The organism is Mariniflexile jejuense (assembly GCF_042675665.1).
Taxonomy (GTDB): domain Bacteria; phylum Bacteroidota; class Bacteroidia; order Flavobacteriales; family Flavobacteriaceae; genus Mariniflexile; species Mariniflexile jejuense.
Genome location: NZ_JBHTJI010000001.1, coordinates 2,264,159 through 2,288,480, shown reverse-complemented (window position 1 = coordinate 2,288,480; position 24,322 = coordinate 2,264,159). Strand labels below are relative to the sequence as shown.

Annotated in this window: 20 protein-coding genes; 13 read left to right on the top strand and 7 right to left on the bottom strand. The window is 33.1% G+C overall.

All coding sequences use genetic code 11. From position 1 onward, the window contains the following. The first annotated feature begins 79 nt into the window (after positions 1-79). The 6 genes from ACFQ1R_RS09790 (at position 80) to ACFQ1R_RS09765 (ending at position 5,735) form a co-directional block, all read left to right on the top strand. Positions 80-1,117, top strand: coding sequence for a vWA domain-containing protein (locus ACFQ1R_RS09790; protein ID WP_379925989.1), 1,038 nt, complete (start codon positions 80-82; stop codon positions 1,115-1,117). A gap of 95 nt (positions 1,118-1,212) precedes the next feature. Next, on the top strand, positions 1,213-2,037 hold the full coding sequence (locus ACFQ1R_RS09785; protein ID WP_379925988.1) for a tetratricopeptide repeat protein: 825 nt from the start codon (positions 1,213-1,215) through the stop codon (positions 2,035-2,037). Positions 2,038-2,202: 165 nt separating this feature from the next. Continuing rightward, positions 2,203-2,469 carry a four helix bundle protein gene (locus tag ACFQ1R_RS09780; RefSeq protein WP_379926329.1) on the top strand — a complete coding sequence of 89 codons (267 nt, stop codon included), beginning with the start codon at positions 2,203-2,205 and terminating at the stop codon, positions 2,467-2,469. 81 nt (positions 2,470-2,550) lie between these two features. Then, positions 2,551-4,317: a BatD family protein gene (locus ACFQ1R_RS09775; RefSeq protein ID WP_379925987.1), complete on the top strand. Its 1,767-nt coding sequence runs from the start codon at positions 2,551-2,553 to the stop codon at positions 4,315-4,317. A gap of 1 nt (position 4,318) precedes the next feature. Continuing rightward, complete coding sequence (locus ACFQ1R_RS09770; RefSeq protein ID WP_379925986.1) at positions 4,319-5,068, top strand: SH3 domain-containing protein; 750 nt, start codon at positions 4,319-4,321, stop codon at positions 5,066-5,068. Between the two features lie 40 nt (positions 5,069-5,108). Next, positions 5,109-5,735 carry a carbonic anhydrase gene (locus ACFQ1R_RS09765; RefSeq protein WP_379925985.1) on the top strand — a complete coding sequence of 209 codons (627 nt, stop codon included), beginning with the start codon at positions 5,109-5,111 and terminating at the stop codon, positions 5,733-5,735. Positions 5,736-5,806: 71 nt separating this feature from the next. Here the strand turns inward: ACFQ1R_RS09765 and ACFQ1R_RS09760 are convergent, their stop codons facing one another. The 6 genes from ACFQ1R_RS09760 to ACFQ1R_RS09735 all read right to left on the bottom strand — a co-directional run bounded on the left by ACFQ1R_RS09760 (position 5,807) and on the right by ACFQ1R_RS09735 (position 11,772). Beyond that, entirely contained in the window at positions 5,807-7,039 is a 1,233-nt protein-coding gene (locus tag ACFQ1R_RS09760; protein WP_379925984.1) for an ammonium transporter, read from the bottom strand. Positions 7,040-7,064: 25 nt separating this feature from the next. Beyond that, on the bottom strand, positions 7,065-7,403 hold the full coding sequence (locus ACFQ1R_RS09755; protein ID WP_379925983.1) for a P-II family nitrogen regulator: 339 nt from the start codon (positions 7,401-7,403) through the stop codon (positions 7,065-7,067). Between the two features lie 165 nt (positions 7,404-7,568). Continuing rightward, the gene (locus ACFQ1R_RS09750) at positions 7,569-8,810 is read right to left on the bottom strand and encodes an ammonium transporter (protein ID WP_379925982.1); all 1,242 of its coding nucleotides are present in this window, start codon (positions 8,808-8,810) and stop codon (positions 7,569-7,571) included. A 33-nt stretch (positions 8,811-8,843) separates the two neighbouring features. Continuing rightward, the gene (locus tag ACFQ1R_RS09745; RefSeq protein WP_379925981.1) at positions 8,844-9,182 is read right to left on the bottom strand and encodes a P-II family nitrogen regulator; all 339 of its coding nucleotides are present in this window, start codon (positions 9,180-9,182) and stop codon (positions 8,844-8,846) included. A 154-nt stretch (positions 9,183-9,336) separates the two neighbouring features. Next, positions 9,337-10,641 (bottom strand): ammonium transporter, encoded by a 1,305-nt coding sequence (locus tag ACFQ1R_RS09740; RefSeq protein ID WP_379925980.1) that lies wholly within the window; start codon positions 10,639-10,641, stop codon positions 9,337-9,339. A 111-nt stretch (positions 10,642-10,752) separates the two neighbouring features. Beyond that, the gene (locus ACFQ1R_RS09735) at positions 10,753-11,772 is read right to left on the bottom strand and encodes an outer membrane beta-barrel protein (RefSeq protein WP_379925979.1); all 1,020 of its coding nucleotides are present in this window, start codon (positions 11,770-11,772) and stop codon (positions 10,753-10,755) included. Between the two features lie 464 nt (positions 11,773-12,236). On the opposite strand from ACFQ1R_RS09735, the gene gltB reads away from it, so the two are divergent. The 5 genes from gltB to ACFQ1R_RS09710 all read left to right on the top strand — a co-directional run bounded on the left by gltB (position 12,237) and on the right by ACFQ1R_RS09710 (position 21,025). After that, positions 12,237-16,751, top strand: coding sequence for a glutamate synthase large subunit (gltB, locus tag ACFQ1R_RS09730; RefSeq protein WP_379925978.1), 4,515 nt, complete (start codon positions 12,237-12,239; stop codon positions 16,749-16,751). A gap of 5 nt (positions 16,752-16,756) precedes the next feature. Next, entirely contained in the window at positions 16,757-18,220 is a 1,464-nt protein-coding gene (locus tag ACFQ1R_RS09725) for a glutamate synthase subunit beta (RefSeq protein WP_379925977.1), read from the top strand. 128 nt (positions 18,221-18,348) lie between these two features. Beyond that, a complete protein-coding gene (locus tag ACFQ1R_RS09720) occupies positions 18,349-18,645 on the top strand; it encodes a hypothetical protein (RefSeq protein WP_379925976.1) in 297 nt (98 codons plus the stop codon). 88 nt (positions 18,646-18,733) lie between these two features. Next, entirely contained in the window at positions 18,734-20,326 is a 1,593-nt protein-coding gene (locus tag ACFQ1R_RS09715) for a SulP family inorganic anion transporter (RefSeq protein ID WP_379925975.1), read from the top strand. Between the two features lie 69 nt (positions 20,327-20,395). After that, positions 20,396-21,025: a carbonic anhydrase family protein gene (locus tag ACFQ1R_RS09710; RefSeq protein ID WP_379925974.1), complete on the top strand. Its 630-nt coding sequence runs from the start codon at positions 20,396-20,398 to the stop codon at positions 21,023-21,025. A gap of 419 nt (positions 21,026-21,444) precedes the next feature. Here ACFQ1R_RS09710 and fbp read toward each other — a convergent pair whose 3' ends face one another. Then, positions 21,445-22,452 carry a class 1 fructose-bisphosphatase gene (gene fbp / locus ACFQ1R_RS09705; RefSeq protein ID WP_379925973.1) on the bottom strand — a complete coding sequence of 336 codons (1,008 nt, stop codon included), beginning with the start codon at positions 22,450-22,452 and terminating at the stop codon, positions 21,445-21,447. Between the two features lie 119 nt (positions 22,453-22,571). On the opposite strand from fbp, the gene ACFQ1R_RS09700 reads away from it, so the two are divergent. Further along, positions 22,572-23,051, top strand: a complete 480-nt coding sequence (locus ACFQ1R_RS09700; protein WP_379925972.1) for a GNAT family N-acetyltransferase — start codon at positions 22,572-22,574, stop codon at positions 23,049-23,051. A gap of 1 nt (position 23,052) precedes the next feature. Then, positions 23,053-24,303 carry an aspartate kinase gene (locus ACFQ1R_RS09695; RefSeq protein WP_379925971.1) on the top strand — a complete coding sequence of 417 codons (1,251 nt, stop codon included), beginning with the start codon at positions 23,053-23,055 and terminating at the stop codon, positions 24,301-24,303. Positions 24,304-24,322: the final 19 nt, after the last annotated feature.

Sequence of the window (24,322 nt, the reverse complement as noted above, 5' to 3'; positions counted from 1 at the left end):
ACAGTCGAGACCTATTTATATATTAGTGAATTCGTGGTAAAACAATTAAATAACGCCACGACAAACAAATAAACAATTAATGTATCAATTAGACGAAAAAATATGGTTTTGGGTATTAGGTGTTATTCCAGTAATAATCCTAATATTTTTGATGCTTCAATTTTGGAAACATCGTACCCAACGCAAATTTGCCGATAAATCTTTGCTTAAAAGGCTAAGTCCAAATGCATCATTATTTAAGTCAGTTTTGAAAATTGGCGTGTTATGTTTAGCATTTGCATGTATAGCAATTGCCTTAGTAAATCCTAAAATTGGTACAAAATTAGAAACCGTTAAGCGCGAAGGCGTTGATATTGTATTTGCTGTCGATGTTTCAAAAAGTATGTTAGCTGAAGACATTGCACCAAACCGATTGGATAAAGCAAAACAATTGGTAACTCAAATCATTAATAATTTAGCAAGCGACCGCGTAGGTATTATTGCTTACGCAGGAAAAGCATTTCCGCAATTGCCTATAACAACCGATTATGGTTCTGCAAAAATGTTTCTTCAAAGTATGAATACCGATATGCTATCTTCACAAGGAACAGCAATTAATGAAGCAATCAAATTAGCCACAACCTATTTTGATGATGAAGAGCAAACCAACAGAATTCTCATTATAATTTCCGATGGTGAAGACCATAGTGAAGAAGCTACAGCCATAGCTGAAGAAGCAAATGAAGCGGGTATTCGCATTTTTACCATTGGCGTTGGCGATGTAAAAGGCGGTCCAATACCAGAAAAACGCAATGGTATTGTTTTAAATTATAAAAAAGATAGTCAAGGCGAAACCGTAATTACACGCTTGGATGAAGAAACATTAAAAAACATTGCCGCTGAAGCTAATGGTGTTTATTTAAACGGAAGAAACACCAACGATGTAGTTAAGCAAATAGGCGATATTTTAAATGGCATGGATAAGAAAGAATTTGAAACTAAAGAATATGCCGATTTTAAAGACCAATTTCAATGGTTTTTAGGCTTTGCAATATTTTTCTTGTTGTTAGATATTTTCTTATTAGACCGAAAAACAGCATGGTTAAAAAGATTGAATTTATTTAACGAAAATTTATAATTCCCGTGAAAGCGTCGTTTAATTTTTATAAAACCTTTAACTATAACCGGTTGCTAGGTTTTATATATTTATAAGTCGAATAAAGAACTAAAAAAATGAAACATTTAGCATTATTCATAATCACATTTACAAGCATTTTTTCTTTTTCACAAGAGAAAGATAAAGAAGCATTACAGGCTGCAAAAAAAGCTAATAACTATGTGTATGAAGCTAATAATTTAATTGATGAAGATGATTTTGTTGCCGCTGAAAAGGAATACCGAAAAGCCATTTCAGAACAATCAACATCTGTTGCAGGAATTTATAATTTAGGAAATTCATATATAAAAAAAGGTAGTTTAGATGAAGCTATTTACCGTTTAGATCAAGCGGCTAAAATAGCGACTTCAAAAACCGAAAAGCACAAAGCATACCATAATATTGGCAATGTGCTTATGCAAAACAAAAAGTGTAAAGAAGCTGTTGAAGCTTATAAAAGTGCCTTAAGAAACGACCCTACCGATAATGAAACACGTTACAATTTAGGTTTAGCAAAAATTTGTGCCGAAAAACAAAAAGACAAAGACGACCAAAATAAAGACGACAAAGACAAGGATAAGAAGGACGATAAAAAAGACCAAGACAAGAAAGAAGGCGACGATAAAAAGGACGATAAAAATCAAGACCAAAAAGATCAAGACAAGAAGGAAGGCGACGATAAAAAAGATGATAAAGGCAAGCCTAAAGATGAAAAAGACGATAAAGGAAAAGGTGACGATAAGGAAAAGCAACAACAACCAAAACCACGTCAAGGACAAATGTCGCCACAACAGGTTAAAAACTTGTTAGAAGCCATGAATAATCAAGAACAAAAAGTTCAAGAAAAAATAAATGCCGAAAAACAAAAAGGCACAAAAGTAAAAACTGAAAAAGACTGGTAAAAGCGAATCTAGATTACAGAATAACGATTAACGATTTTTGAAGTAAAGCGTGTTATGAAAACAAACGATTTAGAAGAACGGGTAATTAATTTTGCGGTATTAATTATAAATATTGTTGAAGAATTAAAATCTAGTTACGCTGCCAACTATTACTGAAATCAATTAATTCGTTCTTCGGGTTCACCAGCATTAAATTATGGCGAAGCTAGAAGTGCTGAATCGCATAAAGATTTTGTTCATAAAATGGGCATTTGTTTAAAGGAATTGAGAGAAAGTTATAATTGTTTAAAAATTATTAACAAAGCTAATTTATACACAGGAAACCAAGAAAAAATGGATAGAATTTTAGATGAAAACAATCAATTAATATCAATTTTTGTTTCGAGTATCAAAACATCTAAAAGTAAAAATTCAACAACAAATAATCAATAATATGTTCGTAAATTCATATTTATCAACCACCAATCCCTGTTCGTTATTCGTTACTCGTTAATCCTTGTTCGTTAATCTTTCATGAAATTTATAAAACACATATCAATATTACTAATCATACTTTCAACAAGTATGCTTTCTGCTCAAGTTAAATTTGAAGCAAAAGTTAGCAAACAAAGGTTAGGTGTAAATGAACGCTTACGAATCGATTTTGAAATGAATCAAGATGGTGATAATTTCAATCCACCCGATTTTTCAAATTTCACAGTAGTAGGTGGTCCAAATCAATCGGTTAGCAATTCGTGGATAAATGGTGTTCGAAGCTATAAAAAAGTTTACAGCTATTTTTTAGCACCAAAAGGTAGAGGTAATTTTACCATTTCGCAAGCAACCATTCATATTGCAGGTGAAACTTATAAAACGGTGCCAATTACTATTGAAGTTACTGCAGCTATTGATATACCTAAAGACCCGAACGACCCTAATTATATTGCTTCAGAAAGTATTCATTTGGTTGCAGAAGTTTCAAAAACCAATCCGTATTTAAACGAAGCTATTACGGTTGTATACAAGCTTTACGTATCGCCAAACATTGCAGTTGATAATTGGAATGAAATTGATAGTCCAAGATACAACGATTTTTGGAGTCAAAACATAGACACACAAGGTCAAAAAGTTCAAAATGGCACATTTAAAGGAGAAGAATACCGGTTTTTAATATTAAGAAAAACGGTATTATATCCACAAAAAACAGGCAAACTAAATATAGAACCACTTAGTTTAGATATCGCCTTGCGAGTACCAACCAACAGACGCGATATTTTTGGTAGTATTTTAATGACTAGAGCAAGCAAAGTAGTATCTGCAGGCAATAGTACAATAACCGTTAAACCATTGCCAGAAGAAGGAAAGCCGTTAGATTTTACAGGTGCTGTTGGTAATTTTAGTTTCGATGTTGCAGCTTCAAAAAAAGAGCTTAAAGCTTCAGAATCGTTAGAACTTAAAGTGAGTGTAAAAGGTAATGGTAATTTAAAACTTTTCAAATTACCTAAAGTATCATTACCAAGTTCTTTAGAAGTTTATGAACCAGAACATACCGAAAATGTAAATACCAGTTTAGCAGGTATGCAAGGTTCAATTTCAGATAGTTATACGGTCGTGCCACAATATAAAGGCAAATATCCTATACCTAGTATTTCGTTTTCGTATTTCGATTTAAAAACAGAAACTTATAAACGATTAACTTCTGAAGAAATTATTTTAGATGTTTTAGATGGTCCACTTAACGGCTCTAATACAGCAAATGCAACAGGCGGAAACAAGCAACCTGTGGTTTTAAGTAAAGACCAATTTGCATATATTAAAACCAAATCGGACTTTGTAAATACTAATACTTCCAATTTTTTTAAAACCACAACCTTTTGGAGTTTGTTATTGTTACCATTTTTGGCAATACCAATAGCTATAGTTGTTAGAAACAAAAAAGCAACTAGAGATGCCGATGTGTATGGAAACAAAATAAGAAAAGCCGATAAATTAGCTAGGAAGTATTTAAGTAGTGCTAAAAAATCTTTAGGCCAAAAAGAAGCGTTTTACATTGCCTTAGAAAAAGCACTTCATAATTATTTGAAAGCGAAATTACACATTGAAACTTACGAATTAAGTAAAGACAGAATTACCAATTTACTTTCAGAAAAGAAAGTAGAAGCCAGTGTAATAAAAGACTTTGCTAGTATATTAGAAAGTTGTGAATTAGCACGATATACGCCAATTGATATTGTAACCATGCAGGAAGATTATGAAAAAGCTGCAGCAACCATTTCATTAATTGATAAACAAGCACGTTAAGATGAAAAAGTTACTATACATACTATCGTTTTTGTTAAGTTTAAGTGTTTTTGCACAAAATAATGCCATTTTTGATAGTGCCAATGCGTTGTATAATGAAGGTAAATATGCCGAGGCTATTGATAAATACAACACCATTTTAACCACAAAAAAGCATTCTGCCGAACTGTATTTTAATTTAGGAAATGCGCATTACAAGTTAAATCACATTGCACCTAGTATTTATTATTACGAAAAAGCATTGCAATTAGCGCCAAATGATGCTGATATAGAAAACAATTTAGCCTTTGCTAGAAACATGACTATTGATGCTATTGATGTTATTCCAGAAGCAGGTTTATCAAAACTATTAAATAATGCAGCAAATTCGTTTACGTTTGATGCTTGGGCTAAAATAAGTATAGCTTTCGTGTTTTGTTTTGTAATCTTATTTTTAATCTACTATTTTGCTTATACATCTTTAAGAAAACGCCTAACATTTTTAGGTAGTTTAGCATCATTAGCATTTATGTGTATAACACTATTATTTGCGTTTCATAAATTTAATTTAGATAAGAAAGACAAGCCAGCAATTGTTTTTGCAAAAGAAAGTTTAATTAAAAACGCACCAAATAACAGAAGCGAAGAATCCTTTAAATTACACGAAGGCACTAAAGTACAGGTTATTGATACCGTAAATAACTGGAAAAAAATTAAGCTTCAAGATGGCAAAACAGGTTGGATTCCTTCAGAAGATATTAAGGCACTATAATTTTTTTTCATTTATCTTTAACTAAAGAAATTTTTTACACATGAATTTAGATAAAGTATTTCAGAATAATGAAAAATGGATTAAAGAAAAACTAACTTCTAATCCAAATTATTTTGATGCCTTAGGTGAAGGACAAAATCCTGAATTATTATTTATTGGTTGTTCTGATAGTCGTGTTACAGCAGAAGAATTAATGGGTTTAGGTCCGGGCGATGTTTTTGTGCACCGAAACATTGCAAATATGGTTATAGGCACAGATTTAAATGCCATGTCTGTTGTAGAATATGCTGTTGTACACCTAAAAGTGAATCATGTTGTGGTTTGTGGGCATTATGCCTGTGGCGGTGTTAAAGCTGCGATGCAATCGGCAGATTTAGGAATTCTTAATCCGTGGTTACGAAACATTCGTGATGTGTATCGCATTCATAAAAAAGAACTTAATGCTATTGTATCTGAAGAAGAAAAGTACGATAGATTGGTTGAACTAAATGTTCAAGAACAATGTGTTAATTTAATAAAAACTGCGGCAGTTCAAAAAGCACATAGAGAACGCGGTTTAAAAGTACATGGTTGGGTTTTTGATGTTCATACAGGAAAACTTATCGATTTAAAAATAGATTTTGATATTATTTTAGAAACCATAAGAGAGATTTATCACTTAGATTGATTTTTCACAAATAAAAAAAGGATGTTTTACACTGTGTAAAACATCCTTTTTTTTTAACACTTAATTATATATTAATGCTCATTTAACCTGAAGTCTGGATAGGCATCCATACCATGTTCGTGAGCATCTAAACCTTCTAATTCTTCTTTTTCAGAAACGCGTATTCCCATTGTTTTCTTAAGTGCAAATATGATTATAAATGCAGTAGATAAACAGAATACAGCATAAGCACCAACACCTATTAACTGGCTAATAAACTGGTCAAAACCTGCTAAGTTTCCAAAGATACCAACCGCTAAAGTTCCCCAAATACCACATACTAAGTGAACAGCAATAGCACCTACTGGATCGTCTAATTTTAATTTATCAACCAAAGCAACGGCAAATACTATTAAAGCACCAGCAATAGAACCTATTATAACAGCATCGGTAGGACTCATTTGGTCTGCACCAGCAGTAATACCAACTAAGCCACCTAAAATACCATTTAAAAACATGGTTAAATCTAAGTTTTTGTACATACCAGCAGACACTAACATAGCTACAACACCACCAGCTGCAGCAGCTAAACATGTAGTAACTAAGGTTAATGAAGTTAATGTAGGATCTGCAGAAAGTACAGAACCACCATTAAAACCAAACCAACCTAACCATAAAATTAACACACCAGCAGTAGCTAATGGAATATTATGACCTGGAATAGCTTGAGGTTTTCCTTCTTTAAATTTACCAATACGTGGGCCTAATAAACAAACAGCAACAACAGCTGCCCAACCACCAACAGAGTGAACTAATGTTGAACCAGCAAAATCATAAAAAGGAGTAGTCATTGTTTGTAAAAAACCACCACCCCATTTCCAAGAACCAGCAATTGGGTAAACTAAACCTACATATATTATTGTGAAGATCATGAAAGGCACAATTTTAACACGTTCTGCAACTGCACCCGAAACAATGGTTGCAGCAGTAGCAGCAAACATACCTTGGAATAAGAAATCAGTCCAATATGTATAACCTGCATTGTATGTTAAATCTAAAGTGCCTTCAGGTGTTAAAGGTGAACTTAAACCAAAACCTGAAAAGCCTAAAAAGCCATTAAAGTCGCCTGGATACATTAAATTGAAACCTACAAAGCAGTATAATAATAAGCCAATAGTAACAATAAAAATGTTTTTAAATAAAATGTTTAAGGTATTTTTTTGTCTTGTTAAACCTATTTCTAGTAGTGAAAAGCCAAGGTGCATAAAAAATACAAGTGCTGTACAGATCATCATCCATACATTATTAGTAGTAAGTAATTCCATAATATTATTTTAGTTTGATGATTAATTATTTTAAAGTGTCTCCGCCTTTTTCGCCAGTTCTAATTCTGTAACATTCTTTTACATCTGATACAAAAATTTTACCATCACCCACTTCCCCAGTTCCAGCAGATTTAAGAATGGCTTGTACGGTTATTTCTTCAAAATCATCATTTACAACAATAGCAATATGTCTGCGTTGGATGTCGCTAGTGCTGTAAGATACACCGCGGTATACGTGACCTTCTTTTTCATTTCCTATACCAGTTACATCCCAATAAGAGAAAAAGTTTACACCAACTTCGTGTAAAGCTTCTTTAACTACACGATATTTGGATTTTCTAATAATTGCTTCAATTTTCTTCATTGTGTTAAAATTTTAAATTTGAAAGCTCAAAAGTAAAAAATAAATTTAAAAAGGGTACAAAATAGAAGGTGTTGCTTTCAGATTAATGATAAAAAAACAAAAGTACCCCTAAAATTTTAGGGATACTTTTAAAAAATTATGTTTTTATTATTAAATATTGTGTAGTTAATGCTCGTTTAATCGGAAATCTGGGTAAGCCTCCATGCCATGTTCGTGGATGTCAAGACCTTCAACTTCTTCTTTTTCAGAAACGCGTAAGCCCATTGTTTTCTTAAGAATGAATAAAACAACAAAGGACGTTGCTACTGCCCAAGCACCTATTCCAAAAACGCCTGCTGCTTGCGCGCCTAATTGCCCAAAGCCACCGCCATAGAATAAACCACCATCTGTAGCAAATAGACCAACACACAATGTGCCTACTGCGCCACAAACGCCGTGTACTGAAACAGCACCAACTGGATCATCAACTTTTAATTTTTTATCTACAAATTCAATAGAAACGACAACCAATATCCCGCATATAAGGCCTATTGCTGTTGCACCAAAATTATCTACAGCGGCACAACCTGCTGTTACGCCTACCAATCCTGCAAGCACACCATTTAATGTCATGGATGCATCCGGTTTACCGTATCGTAACCAAGTATAAAACATTGCGGCAAGTGCGCCAGCTGCACCAGCTAAATTTGTTGTAATTATTACATTAGAAACTGCTGTTACATTTTCACCTGAAATAGCTAATTGTGAGCCGCCATTAAACCCATACCAACCTAACCATAGAATAAACACGCCTAATGCACCAAGCAAAATGCTATGTCCTGGTATAGCATTGGATTTTCCGTTGGTATATTTTCCAATTCTAGGACCTACCATTATAGCTGCAACCAAAGATGCCCAACCGCCTACGGAGTGAACAACTGAAGAACCTGCGAAATCTATAAATCCTAATTTAGTTAACCAGCCGTCACCTTGCCAAACCCAATGTCCTGAAACAGGATAGATAAGCACTGTCATTAATAAGGAAAATACTAAATACGTAGTGAACTTGGTTCTTTCAGCAATAGCACCAGATACTATGGTTGCCGCTGTTGCACAAAAAACTGTTTGAAAGAATAAATTGTGCATTTCTCCTGCAGTATTAAAAAACAAAGAAGGTGTTCCAATAAAAGATCCTATATCATCACCATACATAAGTGCGTAACCTATTAACCAAAATCCAACAGACCCAATGCAAAAGTCCATTAAGTTTTTCATAATAATGTTAATTGTATTTTTAGATCTTGTAAATCCAGTTTCTACAAGTGTAAATCCTGCTTGCATAAAGAAAACTAATGCACCTGCAATTAATATCCACATGATGTCTAATACACCATTTATATCGGCTATATTTTTTACTATTTCTTCCATAATTATATTATTTAAATTGATTGTTTCAATAAGTTATCTCAATGTTTCTCCGCCTTTTTCGCCAGTTCTTATTCGGTAGCATTCTGTAATGTCTGATACTGTAATTTTGCCATCTCCAACTTCACCTGTTGCTGCAGAACTAAGAATTGCTTTAATGGTTATTTCTTCAAAATCATCATTAACAACAATGGATAAATACCTGCGCTGAATATCACTTGTGCTATAGGATATGCCGCGGTATACATGTCCTTCCTTTTCGTTTCCTATACCAGTAACATCCCAGTAGGAGAAAAAATTTACGCCAACTTCGTGTAATGCTTCTTTTACTACACGAAACTTGGATTTTCTAATAATTGCTTCGATTTTTTTCATAATAAGTATATATTTATTTAATGTTTATATTCAAATTCAATAAATCTTTAAAAGCTTTTTTTGTGTTATTCTTTAAATAATTTAGTTTTTAGAACCCAAAAAAGCCTTATTAAAATTAATAAGGCTTTTTTCGATTTTGTGTTTTTAAATTGAGTTATTCTATTTCTCTTTGTCTTTTGCCAGGGTAAGCTAAAGAGCCATGTTCAGAAATATCTAATCCAGCTATTTCCTCAGCTTCAGAAACTCTTAATCCAATAGTCTTTTTCAAAATAAGTAAAAAGATGTATGATAAACCAATTGACCAAACTGCATAAGCTAAAACTCCAATAGCTTGAGCACCTAATTGAGCAGCACCTCCACCATTAAAAAGACCTATGCCAGTATCACCATCAACACCCCAAAGACCTATAACTAAAGTTCCCCAAGCACCTGCAACACCATGTACGGATATGGCACCAACGGCATCGTCAACTTTTAATGTTTTTTCAACAAATCCTATCGAAAAAACCACAAGTAATCCGCCAATTAAACCAGCTAATACGGCACCACTTTCGGTCATATTTCCACAACCGGCAGTAATACTCACTAAACCAGCAAGCGAGCCATTTAAGGTCATTCCTAGGTTAGGCTTACCGTTTTTAATCCAAGTAAATAACAGGGCAGCAATAGCACCTGCGGCTGCGGCAAGATTGGTAACTAATACTACTTGCGAAGCGGCAGTAGCATCATCACCACCCCAAGCTAATTGAGAACCACCATTAAAACCAAACCATCCTAACCATAAGATAAATACACCTAGCGTAGCATACATTTGGTTATGACCATGCATTTCAATTGGTTTGCCGTTTAAATATTTACCAATTCTAGGGCCAACCATCCACGCGGCAACTAATGCAGCCCATCCACCTACAGAGTGAACAATAGATGATCCAGCAAAATCAATAAATTCAGCAGGCATGATATCGGTATTGTTTAACCAGCCGCCATTCCATTCCCATCCACCTGCTATCGGGTAGATAACGGCAGTCATGATAATACTAAAAATAGCATAAGTTGTATATTTTGTTCTACCTGCAATAGCTCCAGAAACAATGGTAGCAGCAGTAGCAGCAAATACAGTTTGAAAAAATAAATCGGCTGCACCTTGAGAAAAGGTGAAACCTCCCCAGTGGATGAAACCACCTGAAGCATCAGCTCCATACATTAAAGAATATCCAACAAACCAGAAAGCTAATGAGCCAACTGCAATGTCTAAGAAATTTTTCATGGCGATGTTTACAGCATTTTTTGAATCGGTCATTCCAGATTCAACTAAGAAAAATCCTGCTTGCATGAAAAACACTAAGATACCTGAGATAAGCATCCAAAGCATTCCCATGTCACCTTTAACAGATTCGGCTAGTACTTCAACTGCTGTGGCATCTTGAATTATTAGGGGCATGTTGTTAAATATTGACATAATAAAAAAGTTTTAATGGTTAATTAGAGAAAATAAAGCAGTACATTTTTTAAATGTTAAAGCTGTAATGCTTTATTTTCTGTTTTAATATAAGTTGTGTTTATTTCATTCTTAGAAAGAATAGATAGCAGCTAGTACAAAAGAACCTAAGCTTTTCACTGAATCACCATCGTTGTTAAAGAATGGCTCATAGTCTTTATTCCAAGAGTCTAATCTTATCTCAGGTTTAATAGTTAAGTTGTCTATTGCATAACTTCCTGTTAATGTTAAACCTAGTACGCTTGGAATATCGTCAACATCTTTTTCATGGTAACCAAAAAGTTCACCTCTTAACCCAACAGAGAAAGCATCTGATGCAGCCAGTTGAGGGTAAAGAGCAACACCGTAAAAACCAGCATCATCTTTAGTTTGGTATGCTCCATTAATACCTAAGAAGAAAGAGTCAGATAAATCGAAACCTCCAGTATAATCAACTTCAAAGCCTAGACCTGCGTCGTCGTATAAGAAATTAAGAAATTGTCCTGAATAGCCTAATTGAGCTCCAAAAGCATAACTTCCATTAGGATTAAACTCAGTTAAATCAGTCCCATTCATTACACCAACCATTAAGCTAAAATCATCAGATAGTGTAAAATCTGCTTTTAAACCTGTATGGCTGAATGGACCATTTGTAAATAAATATGAGGTACTATAGTTAAAGTTAGCAGTTGGAGAAATTACTTCGTACCCTAAAAAGGTATTAAAGTTACCCATGGTTAATTTAACAGATTCACTAACATTCCAGTAAGCATACAATTGGTTTACAATATCACCAGTATTAGAGTACATTGGTGAGTTAAATATCGCATCAGTACCTCTTGGTCCAAAAACTAAATCGGCTACAAAACCAACTTTTTCACCTTCGTAAGAAGCAATTACGTTTGCCATACCTAATGCAAATCCAGGTAGATTAGCAAAAGAAGTTCCAGGTGATTGAGTTAATGTTCCTTCATTATTTGGAGCGTTTAAATTAGCTCTATAATAAGCATCAATACTACCACTCAAAGAAAATTTAGGAGTTTCTGTAGTTTCTTCTTGCGCAAATAGTGCCGTAGCCATTAAAAGCATTGAAAGAGTTATTAGTTTTTTCATAATGTTTAAATTTTAAGTTATTAATTTTTATTGGTTATGTTCCTTAAGAATGCTTCAAAACTAGATTAAAATTTTTAAACCCCATAAAAAGCAGGGGTTACATTTAAATTTTTATGAATATTTCATTTTTAACCCTATTTTTTAAAGGGTGTTGTTTAAAAAATTATATTTTTTTGTTTTTTTAACAAATAGCAGAATTGAATTATTGTTAGTATTTTTAATTTTTTTATGATTTTATTCTTATTTAATTGAATAAATTTTAGCATTAATTCACTTATTTGTATTTATTCTTAATTAATAGGTGTTGAGTATTTATTAAAAAAACACTTTATTATTGATATATAATTATTTTTAACTCGACTTCCTTTCTAAAATCGAAATAATATATAAGCCCTTATTGTTATTCAAAAACTAGGTCATATCTTAGCGTTTCAACTCAAGTTTTAAACCAATATTTGTTGATTATGCTGAAGAAACAAGGAATGTATTTGCCTGAATTTGAACACGAAAATTGTGGTGCTGGTTTTATTTGTAATCTTAAAGGAGAGAAAACAAATCAAATCATTCATGATGCTTTAGAAATTCTGGTAAAGTTAGAACACCGTGGTGGTGTAAGTGCAGATGGAAAAACTGGCGATGGTGCTGGTTTGTTAATTGATATTCCTCACGATTATTTTAAACGCGTATGTAGTTTTGATATACCTACACAACGCGAATATGCTGTAGGTATGGTATTTTTACCCAAAGTACCTAATCAATACCAATACTGTAAAGATACGTTTGAAAAAGAAATAAAAGGACAAGGACTTTCCGTTTTAGGATGGCGAAAAGTGCCTGTAGACTCTACACAATTGGGTGCAATAGCATTAGCTTCAGAGCCTACTATCGAACAATTGTTTATTGGTAAAACTAGCGAGATTACTGAAGCTACTTTCAAAGCTAAATTATACGCTGCAAGAAAAATTACCGAACATACTATTAGAGAATCTAAAATTTCTGAAAGTAGTTATTTTTATGTGCCAAGTTTATCAACTACAACCCTTATATATAAAGGTATTATAATGCCTGAAGATATTGGACCATATTATACCGATTTACAACAACCAGATTTAGTAACGCGTTTAGCATTAGTACACCAACGTTTTTCTACGAACACCATGCCAACATGGGAGTTGGCGCAACCATTTAGATATATGTGTCAAAATGGGGAAATTAATACGCTTCGTGGTAACGTAAGTAGAATGCGTGTGCGTGAAGAAATCATGAAAAGTGATGTTTTCGGGCCACAAATAGAAAAATTATTCCCAATTATATTACCAGGAAAATCAGATTCTGCATCAATGGATATGGTTGTAGAGCTATTAACTCATACTGATAGATCACTACCAGAAATTATGATGATGATGATTCCTGAAGCATGGGAAAAGCATAAAACCATGTCTGAAGAACGTAAAGCTTTTTACGAATACAATGCATGTATTATGGAACCATGGGATGGTCCTGCGTCAGTTCCTTTTACAGACGGTGATTATGTTGGTGCACTATTGGATAGAAACGGTTTAAGACCTTCCAGATATACGGTTACAAAAAGTGGTAAATTAATCATGTCTTCTGAAATAGGCGTGGTTGATATTGCTCCAGAAGATGTTGAAAAACACGGAAGATTAGAACCAGGAAAAATGTTCTTGGTTGATATGAATAAAGGTCGCATTATTGAAGATGAAGAAATTAAGAGTAAAATTGTTTTAGAACGCCCATATAAAGAATGGTTAAGCAAAACACGTTTACACTTAAAAGACGTGCCTTATACTAATGAAACATGCCCAATAGAAACGATTGATATCAAAACTCGTCAACGTTTATTTAATTATACGTTTGAAGATATTCAAGATGTTATTACGCCAATGGCTGTTTCCGGTAAAGAAGCTTTAGGTTCTATGGGAACTGATACACCATTAGCAGTATTATCGGATAGACCTCAATTAATTTCAAACTATTTTAAACAATTATTCGCGCAAGTTACCAACCCACCTTTAGATGGTATTCGTGAAGAAATTGTTACTGATATCGCCTTAAACTTAGGAAAAGACAGAAATATTTTTAGTATTACTGAAAGACAATGTAGAAAGCTAAGAATACAAAATCCTGTAATTTCTAATGCCGATTTAGAAAAAATTAGAACAATAAATATAGAAAGCTTTAAAGCAGAAACTATACATATTTTATATACAAAAGCACAAGGGCTTAATGGTTTAGAAGATGCCTTAGAAGACATTATAACTCAAGTTTCAAAAGCTATTGATAGAGGTGTAAACATCATTATCTTATCAGATAGAGGTGTGAATAAAGATTTTGCACCAATACCAGCATTATTAGCCTGTTCTTATGTAAATCATCAAATGAATCGTTTACGTAAACGTTCTTATTTCGATATCATTATCGAATCTGCAGAACCACGTGAGCCACATCATTTTGCAACCTTATTTGGCTATGGCGCAAGTGCTATTAACCCATATATGGTAAATGAAATTATTAGATCGCAAGTAAAAGAAGGCTTTATTACAGGAATGGATGAAGATAAAGCTGTTAATAACTTCAATAAAGCTATTGGTTCAGGCATTTTAAAAGTTATGAATAAAATTGGAATCTCTACGCTTCATTCGTACAGAGGTTCTCAAATTTTTGAAATAGTTGGTTTCAATTCACAATTTGTTGAAAAATACTTCCCCTATACCGCTTCAAGAATAGAAGGTATTGGCTTGTATGAAATTGAAAAAGAAATTACAGAACGCTATAAATACGCCTATCCAGATAATTTGATAGACAAACGTTTAGGTTTAAATATTGGAGGCGATTACAGATGGAGACGTAACGGTGAACGCCATATGTTTAACCCAACAACCATTTCAAAATTACAACAAGCGGTTAGGCTAAGTGATCAAGCAAGTTATGATGTTTATGCAAAAGCCATAAACGAGCAGTCTGAAAACTTAATGACCATTCGTGGTTTGTTTGAATTTGATAAACTAGATCCAATTCCGTTAGATGAAGTAGAACCTTGGACAGAAATTGTAAAGCGTTTCAAAACAGGTGCCATGTCTTATGGGTCAATTTCAAGAGAAGCCCACGAAAACTTAGCTATTGCCATGAACCGTATTGGTGGTAAATCAAATTCTGGTGAAGGTGGAGAAGATAGAAAACGTTTTCATCCAGATTTAAATGGCGATAGCAGAAATTCAGCTATCAAGCAAGTTGCTTCGGGTCGTTTTGGTGTAACATCACATTACTTAACCAATGCTAAGGAAATTCAAATTAAAATGGCTCAAGGAGCTAAACCTGGTGAAGGTGGCCAATTACCTGGCGAAAAAGTATTACCTTGGATTGCTGCGGCAAGAAATTCAACACCGTTTGTTGGGTTGATTTCACCGCCACCACATCACGATATTTATTCTATTGAAGATTTAGCACAATTAATTTTCGACTTAAAAAATGCAAATCGCGAAGCTAGAATCAATGTTAAATTAGTATCTGAAGTTGGTGTTGGTACCATTGCTGCTGGTGTAGCAAAAGCCAAAGCCGATGTAGTATTAATTGCTGGTTATGATGGTGGTACAGGCGCATCGCCATTAACATCATTAAAACATGCTGGTTTACCTTGGGAACTTGGTTTAGCCGAAGCTCAACAAACACTGGTTTTAAACAACCTAAGAAGTAGAATTGTTGTAGAATGTGATGGTCAATTAAAAACAGGTCGTGATGTTGCTATTGCTGCATTGTTAGGTGCTGAAGAATTTGGTTTTGCAACCGCACCTTTAGTAGCTTCAGGATGTATCATGATGCGTAAGTGTCACTTAAACACATGTCCTGTTGGTATCGCAACCCAAGATAAAGAATTACGTAAAAACTTTAAAGGTACACCAGAACACGTTATTAACTTCTTCTACTACATTGCTGAAGAATTAAGAGGTATTATGGCGCAATTAGGGTTTAGAACACTGGCTGAAATGGTTGGTCAAACACATAAAATTAACGCTAACAAAGCTATTAAGCATTATAAAGCTAAAGGCTTAGATTTATCGGCAATTTTACACCGTCCAGAAGCTTATAAAACAATGCCTGTTAGAAATACTGAAAAACAAGACCACAACTTAAACGATGTTCTTGATTTTCAAATATTAAAAGATTCGCACAGAGCATTATATAGAAAAGAAAAAATGACGTTGGCTTACCCAATACATAATACCGATAGAACAGTTGGTGCCATAGTAAGTAACGAAATTTCTAAAATATACGGTCATCTTGGTTTACCAGAAGATACGCTAAACATCAATTTTACAGGATCAGCGGGTCAAAGTTTCGGAGCTTTTGGAGCAAACGGACTAACATTTACACTTGAAGGAAATACGAACGATTATTTAGGTAAAGGTTTATCAGGCGCTAAATTAATAGTAAAAAAACCTGCTAAAGCCACATTTATTGCAGAAAACAATATCATTGTTGGTAACGTTTGTTTATTTGGTGCTATTCAAGGTGAAGCTTATATTAACGGTATTGCAGGCGAGCGTTTTGCAGTTCGAAATTCAGGAGCTATTACTGTTGTTGAAGGTGTTGGTGATCATGGTTGTGAGTATATGACAGGCGGAAAAGTAGTCGTGCTTGGTAAAACAGGAAGAAACTTTGCTGCAGGTATGAGTGGTGGTATTGCTTATGTTTACGATCCTGAAAATAAATTTACTAACGGATTATGTAATACAGGTACTATAGAATTTGAAGAAGTTTTGAATTCAGATGCAGAAGATTTAAAAGCTTTAATTGAAAACCATGTAAGATACACTAACAGTAACCGAGGTAAAGAATTATTAGCCGATTGGGAAACTAGCGTGAAAAATTTCGTAAAAGTAATGCCTACCGAATATAAACGAGCTTTAATACGTTTAGAGACAGAAGAACAAATGGTAGAAGAATTAACAACAGCATAATTGTCATGGGAAAAGTAACAGGATTTAAAGAATTTGAAAGACAAGATGAAAGTAATACGCCAGTAGCTGAGCGTGTAAAACATTATAATGAATTTACCATTCCATTAAGTGAAGCCGAATTAACAAAACAAGGTTCTCGTTGTATGGATTGTGGTATTCCTTTTTGCCATAGTGGTTGCCCACTGGGTAATTTAATACCCGATTTTAACCATATGGTACACCAAGGGGAATGGCAAAAAGCTTCTTGGTTGTTACACTCAACTAACAATTTTCCAGAGTTTACAGGTCGTTTATGTCCTGCGCCTTGCGAAAAATCGTGTGTATTAGGTATTATAGAAGATCCAGTTTCTATTGAAAATATTGAAAAAAATATTGTAGAACGTGCTTTTAAAGAAGGTTGGATAAAACCACAACCACCAAAAACTAGAACAGGAAAAACCGTTGCAATTGTAGGTTCAGGACCTGCAGGATTAGCTGCAGCACAACAATTAAACAGAGCTGGTCATACAGTAACTGTTTTTGAAAGAGATGATGAAGTTGGAGGGTTGTTACGTTATGGTATTCCAAATTTCAAAATGGAAAAAGGTATTATAGACCGAAGAATTGCCATTTTAGAAGCTGAAGGAATTACGTTTAAAACCAATGTAAATGTAGGTGTAAACTATGATGCTAATCAATTAAAAGATTTTGATGGTGTTGTACTATGTGGTGGCGCTACAGAAAGACGCGGCTTACCAACACCAGGAGCAGATGCCGATGGCGTTGTTCAAGCCATGGATTTCTTAACACAACAAACAAAAGTAGTTTTTGGTAAAAAAGTTGAAAATCAAGTATTAGCCACTGATAAGCATGTTATTGTTATTGGTGGAGGAGATACAGGTTCAGATTGTGTTGGAACATCAAATCGCCAAGGAGCGAAATCGGTAGTTAATTTTGAAATTATGCCAAAACCACCAGGACATCGTTCACCAACTACACCTTGGCCTTTTTGGCCACTACAGTTAAAAACATCATCATCGCATGAAGAAGGTGTTGAAAGAAACTGGTTAATTAATACCAAAGAGTTTGTAAAAGATGCTAAAGGTAAATTAATCGCTTTAAAAACGGTTAATGTAGAATGGAAAATGATTCCAGGTGAACGACCACAATTAATAGAGGTTGCTGGCACTGAAAAAACATGGCCTTGCGATTTAGCATTACTTGCTTTAGGTTTTACAGGACCAGAAAGCACTATAGCAGACCAATTAGGTATCGATAAAGATGCCCGTTCTAACTATAAAGCTGAATACGGTAAATATCAAACAAATATACCTAACATATTTACAGCTGGTGATATGCGTCGCGGACAATCATTAATTGTTTGGGCAATTTCGGAAGGTCGTGAAGCAGCACGTCAAGTAGATATTTATTTAATGGGTAAATCTGATCTGCCAACTAAAAATCAAGCGGGCGATTTAGTTGCTTTATAAATAATTAAAAAAAACTCCTTATTGTAAACTTACTAAGGAGTTTTTTTGTATTTTTTCAAGGGGATTTAAATTTTATTTAACAGGATTAATTAAGCTAAAAGCTTATATTTGGTTTTTAAACTTTATAAATGAATAAAAGAATAACAGCATTTTTCTTTACAATATTATTTACTGCACTTATAACAGCACCCACAATAATTGTTGTTTTAGATGATTCTGTTGATACTTCTATTTTTTATTCAATTACAGAAGAAGAAGAAACGGGTAAAATAAAAAATGTGGTATCACCATTTTCTTTGGTTTCCTCTGAGTTTGCTATACATTTTACATTAAAAAATAACCAAATTTTTAATTATAGGTTTAAGAGTTATCCTAAACCTCACCTTAATTTAATTTCACCGCCTCCTGAGTACGTCATATTATAATTTTAATTTTGTAACCTTTTTTTAAAAGGGTTATTATCAAGTTTAACACCTTTGGTTTTTATAACCTAAAGGAAAAAATATTTATAATATGTTTAAAAGTTTTAAAAGCGACTTGCCTGCAAGTATCGTTGTGTTTTTTGTAGCCTTACCATTATGCTTAGGAATTGCTCTTGCCAGTGGAGCACCATTATTTTCAGGCGTTATTGCTGGTATTATTGGTGGCGTTGTAGTTGGTGGTTTAAGCGGCTCTAAAGTAGGAGTTAGTGGTCCAGCTGCTGGTTTAGCAGCCATTGTATTAACAGCTATTGGGACTTTAGGTGGTTACCAAAATTTTTTGGTAGCTGTTGTTATAGCAGGTATTATTCAAATAGTATTTGGAATACTTAAAGCTGGTGTAATTGGGTATTATTTCCCATCATCAGTAATTAAAGGAATGCTTACTGGTATTGGTATTATTATTATACTAAAACAAATTCCACATTTTTTTGGTTATGACAATGAAGCTGAAGGTGCCGATAGTTTTTTTGAAGCATCAGGAGAGAATACGTTTTCTGCTATCATCAATATATTTGGTAATATTACTTTAGGTTCCATGCTAATTGGGTTAATTGGTTTAGCAATTATTCTTTTTTGGGATAAAATATTATCAAAAAAAGCAAAGTTTTTTCAAGTTATTCAGGGACCTTTGGTTGCTGTTGTTATTGGTATTATTTATGTTTTTGTTACTAGTGGAAATGAAGGTCTTGCTATTTTACAAAAACATTTAGTAAGTGTACCTATACCTGAAGATGCTACATCGTTTTTCAATCAATTTAGTTTTCCTAATTTTGCTGCTATTACTAATACCGAAGTATGGGTAGTAGCTTTTACAATAGCTTTGGTAGCAAGTTTAGAAACATTATTATGTGTTGAAGCAACCGATAAACTAGATCCACACAAAAACGTAACACCTACAAATAGAGAGTTATTGGCTCAAGGTACAGGAAATATTGTGTCTGGTTTAATTGGTGGATTGCCTATAACACAAGTAATTGTTAGAAGTTCGGCCAATATCCAATCTGGTGGACAATCAAAACTTTCAGCTATTATACATGGTTTCTTGTTACTAATTTCGGTAATTATAATACCAAAATTGCTAAACATGATTCCACTTTCTGTTTTGGCAGCCATTTTATTAGTTGTAGGGTATAAACTTGCAAAACCTGGACTTTTTAAAACCATGTATCAATTAGGTTGGAAACAATGGTTACCATTTATTACAACTGTACTTGGTATTGTGTTTACAGATTTGTTAGTAGGTATTAGTTTAGGGCTTTTAGTTGGTATTATAGTTATATTATTGAAAAGCTATCAAAACTCTCACTTTCTTCATATTGAAGATAAAAGTAATGGAAAACATATAATAAAAATGACGCTTGCCGAAGAGGTGACTTTTTTCAATAAAGGGGCTATTCTTAAAGAATTAGAAGGTTTGCCAAAAGATACTCATTTAGAAATTAATTTAATTAATACTAGATACTTAGATAATGATGTTATTGAGATTTTAGAAGATTTTTTATTCAAAGCAAAGGAAAGAAACATAGACATTAAGTTGGTCTCTAAACGTGGTGTTATTGAAAATCCATCAAGTTTTATTAAGTTTTTTAATGAAAATCCTAAATCTGAATTAAGTTTAAGTTAAACCCTAAAACTTTATTTAAGATAAAATAATAATAAACTTTTAGTATTATAAAAAATAAATTAAGCTGTTATGAAAGCACATACAAGAGAAACACAGGCAACCATGACGCCTCAAAAGTCATTGCAATATTTAAAAGAAGGAAATCTTAGGTTTCAAAACAATTTGAAAGCAAACCGTAATTTACTAGAACAGGTAAACGATACCAGTGAAGGACAGTTTCCATTTGCTACCATTTTAAGTTGTATAGATTCCAGAGTTTCTGCTGAACTGGTTTTCGACCAAGGTTTAGGTGATATTTTTAGTGTACGCATTGCTGGAAATTTTATAAATGAAGATATATTAGGAAGTATGGAATTTGCCAGCAAACTAGCAGGTACTAAACTAATAGTTGTATTAGGGCACACAAGTTGTGGCGCCATAAAAGGTGCTTGTGATGATGCTAAACTAGGCAATTTAACCACCATGTTAGGTAAAATAAAACCAGCAGTTGAAGCTGTTTTAGAACCTTCAGATGAAAGTTTAAGAAATTCAGCTAACCCAGAATTTGTAGATAGTGTTGCTGAAAAAAATGTAAGAATTGCCATTGAAAACATAAGAAAACTGAGTCCTGTATTAAAAGAAATGGAAGATAAAAACGAAATAGATATTGTTGGTGCTATGTACGATATAAATACAGGTGAAGTACAATTCTTTGAATAAGAAAGTAAAAAATAATACAAATCTGAAAAGCAATTATGGTAGCGCTATTGTTAAAATTAGTGCTACCTAATGCAATTGGCATAACATAACAATTACATTCCAAAAAAGAACGACTATAATAGCTATTTATTGAATGATGAAAGTAAATTACCTAGGTAATTTAAAAACAACTAAAACCAAAACAAGTTTAATCTCAACATTAAACGAAATCAAAATGAAATACATAGCAAAAAAAACACTAAAAACACCAAAAACACCAAATTTGTAGGTTAAAACCAATAGGATGTTAAAAAAACTTAAACTCTTTTTTTAAATTTTATTTAAGTTTGTTTTATAACACACGTTTGTTCTTAAACATTAGGAGTTTCATTTTATGAAACCAATACTTTCATGTATTGCTTTTTTTATTCAAAAAGGCATTATTGTGCGTTACGCATAAATTCTTCACATTTTTCAACCATGTTTTTGCTTCCACAAATAAAAGGAACACGTTCATGTAATTCGGTTGGTTGTATATCCATAATTCTTGTAAAACCATCACTAGCCTTACCATTTGCTTGTTCTGCTAAAAAAGCCATTGGGTTACATTCATAAAGTAAACGCAGCTTTCCGTTTGGGTTTTTAGAACTTTGAGGATACATATAAATACCACCTTTTATCATATTTCTATGAAAATCTGAAACTAGCGAACCAATATATCTTGAAGTATAAGGTCTGTCGCCTTCGTCTTTTTGACAATATTTAATATAATCTTTTACACCTTGCGGAAATTGAATATAATTACCCTCGTTTACAGAATAAATATTTCCATCTTCAGGAAATTGCATGCTTGGATGGGATAAATAAAACGAGCCTATAGCAGGGTTTAGTGTAAAGCCATTAACACCATCACCAGTTGTATAAACCAACATAGTAGATGTTCCATAAACTATATAACCTGCAGCTACTTGCTGGTTACCTTTTTGTAAAAAATCTTCAATAGTAACAGGCGTACCAACAGGTGTAAGACGTCTGTAAATAGAAAAAATAGTTCCAACAGATACGTTTACATCAATATTTGAAGAGCCATCAAGCGGGTCAATTAAAACAATATATTTATTCTGATGGTTTTCATCAATACTATTTATAGAAATAAAATCATCTTCCTCCTCACTAGCAATTCCACAAACAATATTACGCTTCGTTAGTGTTTGTATAAACTTTTCGTTGGCATAAACATCCAATTTTTGTTGGTCTTCACCTTGTATGTTTGTATCACCAGCAGCACCAATAATATCAACTAAACCAGCTTTATTAACTTCGTGGTTTACAATTTTAGCAGCTAATCGAATAGAGTTAAGTAGGCTTGATAATTCGCCTGAAGAATATTTGAAAGACGATTGATTTTCAATTATAAATTCTCCTAAAGTTTGCTTTTTGTGAGACATAAACTGGGTTTTTATACTGCAAATATCCATTATTTTTTAATGAACTACAACGTTTTCGTCAAAGATTAATAGTTTAAATATTCAACTTTAAGCTATCTTTGAAATAATTAAAAAATATTATGAATTTTACAATTAGAAAGGCAAAAAAAGAAGATATGCCACAAGTGCTAGCGCTAATAAACCAGTTAGCACACTTTGAAAAAGAACCCGAAGCGGTAGTAATAACCGTTGAAAATTTACAAAACGATGGTTTTGGCGAACATCCTGCATTTTTTTGTTTTGTGGCAGAAATAAATTCTAAAATTGAAGGCATAGCTTTAGGGTATAACCGTTATTCTACATGGAAAGGAAAAACAATCCATTTAGAAGATTTAATAGTTAATGAAACTAGCAGAGGTATAGGTTTAGGTTCGGCACTTTTAGATGAAATTGTAAAATATGGGCATCAACTTGGGGTAAAACGTATAAATTGGGAAGTTTTAGATTGGAACGAACCAGCAATAGCATTTTATAAACAAAAAGGCGCACAAATTAAAGACGAATGGCGCGTGGTTCATATGGATGAACAGAGTATAAAAAATTACATATCAAAATTATAGTATGCAAGTTTTCAAATTTGGTGGTGCATCGGTTAAAGATGCTGATGGTGTAAAAAATGTAGCTTCAGTATTGCAAAAAGTAGGTTACAAAAACACACTAATTGTCGTTTCTGCAATGGGAAAAACAACAAATGCTTTAGAAGTTGTTATTAAAAATTATTTTGAAAATAAGTCAGAATTGCAAAGTGCTATTCAAGATGTGAAAAAGTACCACAATCAAATCTTATTAGACTTATTTGAAAATGATAACCATCCTGTTTTTAAAAAAGTAACTACTTTTTTTAATGAGTTAAACGCTTTTTTTAACACAAACAAATCACCTGATTATAATTTTGTTTACGACCAAGTTATTGGTTATGGTGAATTAATTTCAACCCTTATTCTTAGCGACTATTTTAATACAATTGGTATAAAAAATAATTGGATAGATGTGCGAGAGCAAATTAAAACCGATAATTATTACCGTAGAGGCAACGTAAACTGGGAAGATACACAGCGTTTAATAACAACCAATTTCAATACAACTGTTTTAAATATCACACAAGGGTTTTTGGGTAGCGATACAAACAATTTTACTACAACATTGGGCAGAGAAGGAAGTGATTATACAGCAGCCATTTACGCCTATTGTTTAAATGCTGAAAGCGTTACCATTTGGAAAGATGTACCTGGTGTTTTAAATGCAGATCCGCGGTATTTTGAAAACGCCCAATTACTTAACCAAATAAGTTATAGAGAAGCTATTGAATTGGCTTTTTATGGTGCATCGGTTATACATCCAAAAACTTTGCAACCACTTCAAGGAAAAGAAATTCCGCTGTATGTTAAGTCGTTTTTAAACCCCGAAGCAGCAGGAACTAGAATAGGAAAAAACATTACCTTAGAGCCTATGGTGCCATGTTTTATTGTAAAAAAAGACCAAGTATTAATTTCGTTATCATCGCTAGATTTCTCATACATTGTTGAAGAAAATATTAGCGAAATTTTTAATTTGCTACACTTATACAAAATGAAGGTAGATGTTATTCAAAATTCGGCCATTAGTTTTTCAGTATGTGTAGATAATGTTTACAATAATCTTGATAAATTATTACATCATTTAAAAGCAAAATTCAAGGTTACTTGTCACGAAAATGTTTCACTTTACACAATACGTCATTACAACCAAGCTGCAATTTCACAAATTGAAGCAGGTAAAACCGTGTTGTTAAAACAATTAACACAAGAAACTGTTCAAGTAGTAAGTAAATAAACAATTTAGTACATTTACA

What these genes read in the sequence shown, in the direction of transcription:
- gltB (WP_379925978.1), top strand. Translation starts at nt 12,237, where the DNA reads ATGCTGAAGAAACAAGGAATGTATTTGCCTGAATTTGAACACGAAAAT.
- ACFQ1R_RS09745 (WP_379925981.1), bottom strand. Translation starts at nt 9,182, where the DNA reads ATGAAAAAAATCGAAGCAATTATTAGAAAATCCAAGTTTCGTGTAGTA.
- ACFQ1R_RS09765 (WP_379925985.1), top strand. Translation starts at nt 5,109, where the DNA reads ATGAATTTAGATAAAGTATTTCAGAATAATGAAAAATGGATTAAAGAA.
- ACFQ1R_RS09775 (WP_379925987.1), top strand. Translation starts at nt 2,551, where the DNA reads ATGAAATTTATAAAACACATATCAATATTACTAATCATACTTTCAACA.
- ACFQ1R_RS09785 (WP_379925988.1), top strand. Translation starts at nt 1,213, where the DNA reads ATGAAACATTTAGCATTATTCATAATCACATTTACAAGCATTTTTTCT.
- ACFQ1R_RS09740 (WP_379925980.1), bottom strand. Translation starts at nt 10,641, where the DNA reads ATGTCAATATTTAACAACATGCCCCTAATAATTCAAGATGCCACAGCA.
- ACFQ1R_RS09770 (WP_379925986.1), top strand. Translation starts at nt 4,319, where the DNA reads ATGAAAAAGTTACTATACATACTATCGTTTTTGTTAAGTTTAAGTGTT.
- ACFQ1R_RS09710 (WP_379925974.1), top strand. Translation starts at nt 20,396, where the DNA reads ATGAAAGCACATACAAGAGAAACACAGGCAACCATGACGCCTCAAAAG.
- ACFQ1R_RS09720 (WP_379925976.1), top strand. Translation starts at nt 18,349, where the DNA reads ATGAATAAAAGAATAACAGCATTTTTCTTTACAATATTATTTACTGCA.
- ACFQ1R_RS09695 (WP_379925971.1), top strand. Translation starts at nt 23,053, where the DNA reads ATGCAAGTTTTCAAATTTGGTGGTGCATCGGTTAAAGATGCTGATGGT.
- ACFQ1R_RS09725 (WP_379925977.1), top strand. Translation starts at nt 16,757, where the DNA reads ATGGGAAAAGTAACAGGATTTAAAGAATTTGAAAGACAAGATGAAAGT.
- fbp (WP_379925973.1), bottom strand. Translation starts at nt 22,452, where the DNA reads ATGTCTCACAAAAAGCAAACTTTAGGAGAATTTATAATTGAAAATCAA.
- ACFQ1R_RS09790 (WP_379925989.1), top strand. Translation starts at nt 80, where the DNA reads ATGTATCAATTAGACGAAAAAATATGGTTTTGGGTATTAGGTGTTATT.
- ACFQ1R_RS09735 (WP_379925979.1), bottom strand. Translation starts at nt 11,772, where the DNA reads ATGAAAAAACTAATAACTCTTTCAATGCTTTTAATGGCTACGGCACTA.
- ACFQ1R_RS09760 (WP_379925984.1), bottom strand. Translation starts at nt 7,039, where the DNA reads ATGGAATTACTTACTACTAATAATGTATGGATGATGATCTGTACAGCA.
- ACFQ1R_RS09715 (WP_379925975.1), top strand. Translation starts at nt 18,734, where the DNA reads ATGTTTAAAAGTTTTAAAAGCGACTTGCCTGCAAGTATCGTTGTGTTT.
- ACFQ1R_RS09750 (WP_379925982.1), bottom strand. Translation starts at nt 8,810, where the DNA reads ATGGAAGAAATAGTAAAAAATATAGCCGATATAAATGGTGTATTAGAC.
- ACFQ1R_RS09755 (WP_379925983.1), bottom strand. Translation starts at nt 7,403, where the DNA reads ATGAAGAAAATTGAAGCAATTATTAGAAAATCCAAATATCGTGTAGTT.
- ACFQ1R_RS09700 (WP_379925972.1), top strand. Translation starts at nt 22,572, where the DNA reads ATGAATTTTACAATTAGAAAGGCAAAAAAAGAAGATATGCCACAAGTG.